A 2,363-nucleotide genomic window follows, 5' to 3' on the forward strand; every position below is an offset into this window, starting at 1 on the left:
AAGGCCCTGGCCCAGGAAGGCGCGCGCTTCAGCGTCACGGTCAACGCCATCGCCCCCGGCTATGTGGACACCGAGATGGTCCGCGCCGTGCCGCCGGACGTGCTGGAGAAGATCATCGCCCGCATCCCGCGCGGTCGCCTCGGCACCGCGGACGACATCGCCCGTGGCGTCGCCTTCCTGACGGCGGACGACGCCGACTTCATCACCGGCTCCACCCTCTCCATCAATGGCGGCCAGCACATGTTTTGAGGGAGGAGTGGGAGACATTTAGATGCTAGCCACCATGATCTCGGCCCGTGGGACCTTGCGCCTGACCTTGAGGCGCTCAGGCACGATCTGTTGAGGTGTCTTGCCGTCCAGGACGCGCTGGCGGAGATCGCAGCTCAGGGTGCTGACGATGCAGCGTCTGGTGGCGCGGCCAGTCCTCGAGGCACTGAAGGAGGTTTCGAGCTTGCCAAGTGCAAGAGTTCCCAGGTTCATGGCGAGGATAGCGGAAGCTAGTGCGGCAGCTACTGACCCCAGTTTGGCAAGCCTGCGTTGGCTCGCCGCCCGGGTGATCATCTTCTCCATGCTGCTCGGCCTTTGCACGCTGATGTTGGAGAGCCGAGAGCGCCCGGTCGGACGCGATCTGAATTCCGGAACCGGGAGCTTCATCACCGCAGGCGCGCGTGCAACTGAGACTGTAACCCGACACGATAAGACGCGGACCAAACATAGACGTCGGTCTCGTCAATGCTAGGCGAAGTGGCGTGATCCCGCCGCAAACGCGGGCCTCGTCGCTCGAGATCCTGCCGGTGACCGACCGCGCTGGCCTCGACCGCTTCATCCGCCTGCCGCATGAGCTGTTCCAGGCCGATCCCGCCTGGGTTCCGCCGCTTCTGATGGAACGCCGCGACGCCTTGTCGCCGAAGAAGAACCCGTGGTTCCGCCATGGCGAGGCCGCCTTCTGGATTGCCCGCCGGGATGGCCGCGATGTCGGCCGCATCAGTGCGCAGGAGGACCGGCTGGTGCCGGGCGGGGAAAAGGGACGCCCGGCCCATTTCGGCCTGCTGGCAGCGGAAGACGACGCTGAGGTCTTCGCGGCACTGCTGGCCACGGCGGAAGCCTGGGCCCGGGCGCGCGGGCTCCGCGTGATGCAGGGTCCCTTCAGCCTTTCCATCAACGAGCAGACCGGGCTGCTGGTCTCGGGCTTCGACACCCCACCCATGCTGATGATGCCGCATGACCCGCCCTATGCCGGGCAACGTCTGGAGCAGCTTGGCTACCGCAAGGTGCGCGACCTGCTGGCCTATGTTTCGGAGCCTTCGATCCCGGTGTGGCCCGCGGCCGCCCGCGTCGTGGCGCGCGGCCTGCCCGCCGGTGTCACGCTGCGCCCCATGCGCCGCGGATCGCTGCGCGAGGAGGTCGCCGTGCTGATCGATATCTTCAACGATGCATGGTCGGGCAATTGGGGCTTCGTTCCTCTCACGGAGGAGGAGGTAGCGCATCTGGCCTCCGAGTTGCGCCCGCTGCTGCATGAGCGGTTGGTCTGGTTCGCGGAGATGGCGGGCAAGCCAGTAGCCTTCGCCGTATGCCTGCCCAATCTGAATGAGGCGGTCCGGGATCTTTCCGGGCGGCTGCTGCCCTTCGGCTGGGCTAAGCTGCTCTGGCGCCTGAAGATCGCGGGCGTTGCCACCGCGCGCGTGCCGCTGATGGGCGTGCGCCGGCAACTGGCCGCGGGACTTCTTGGCCGGGTGCTACCGCTGTTTTTGGTCGAGGCGCTGCGGCGGGAGGCGCTGGCGCTCGGCCTGAAGCGCATCGAACTGTCCTGGGTGCTGGAGGACAACCTGCCCATGCGGCACTTAGCGGAAGCGCTGGGCGCCCGTGTCTACAAGAACTACCGCGTTTACGAGAAGAGAGTCGGCGCGTGATAGTAAGGGTGGGACCGCTCTGCTGCTCGCCAGGCAGGCCAGGGGTGACCCGTGGCTGCGGCGGCCGGCGGCTCTCTGGACTGCGCTTGAGGAGCTATGGGCGAAGCTGGGTGATGACGACCTGAGAAAGGCGGCGTATCGAGGCGGGGGACGAGCCTGCCAGAACCTCCCGAAGGAGCGATACGGCATGACGAGCAATAGCACCGTCGTCCCCCTCCGCCAGCCCGAGACGGACGAAGATCCGCTGAAGGCGGTCTTGCGGAACGGCGCCCGGTGCTTGCTGGCGCGGGCCATCGAGGCTGAGGCGGACGCCTTCCTGGCAGAGATGCGCGGCTTGCGGCTGCCGGACGGGCGCAAGCGTGTCGTGCGGCACGGGCATAATCCGGAGCGCAAAGTACAGACCGGCATCGGCCCGGTTGCGGTGCAACGGGTCAAGTTGCGCGACCGCGGCGC

General features: G+C 67.1%; 3 protein-coding genes and 1 pseudogene. 3 read left to right on the forward strand and 1 reads right to left on the reverse strand.

The genetic code is table 11. The features are described from left to right. A partial coding sequence (locus tag ACO1BU_RS36925; RefSeq protein WP_424140835.1) for an SDR family oxidoreductase occupies positions 1-249 on the forward strand: 249 nt, incomplete at its 5' end. A gap of 18 nt (positions 250-267) precedes the next feature. Here the strand turns inward: ACO1BU_RS36925 and ACO1BU_RS36930 are convergent. Next, complete coding sequence (locus ACO1BU_RS36930; protein WP_424140836.1) at positions 268-570, reverse strand: hypothetical protein; 303 nt, start codon at positions 568-570, stop codon at positions 268-270. 179 nt (positions 571-749) lie between these two features. Here ACO1BU_RS36930 and ACO1BU_RS36935 point away from each other — a divergent pair, with 179 nt between their 5' ends. Both ACO1BU_RS36935 and ACO1BU_RS36940 read left to right on the forward strand, forming a co-directional pair. Next, complete coding sequence (locus ACO1BU_RS36935; RefSeq protein ID WP_424140837.1) at positions 750-1,910, forward strand: GNAT family N-acetyltransferase; 1,161 nt, start codon at positions 750-752, stop codon at positions 1,908-1,910. A gap of 187 nt (positions 1,911-2,097) precedes the next feature. Continuing rightward, positions 2,098-2,363, forward strand: a pseudogene (locus ACO1BU_RS36940) (IS256 family transposase); the annotation flags it as partial.

The organism is Roseomonas chloroacetimidivorans, from assembly GCF_049629625.1.
Classification (GTDB): Bacteria; Pseudomonadota; Alphaproteobacteria; order Acetobacterales; family Acetobacteraceae; genus Roseomonas; species Roseomonas chloroacetimidivorans.

What these genes read in the sequence shown, in the direction of transcription:
- ACO1BU_RS36930 (WP_424140836.1), bottom strand. Translation starts at nt 570, where the DNA reads ATGGAGAAGATGATCACCCGGGCGGCGAGCCAACGCAGGCTTGCCAAA.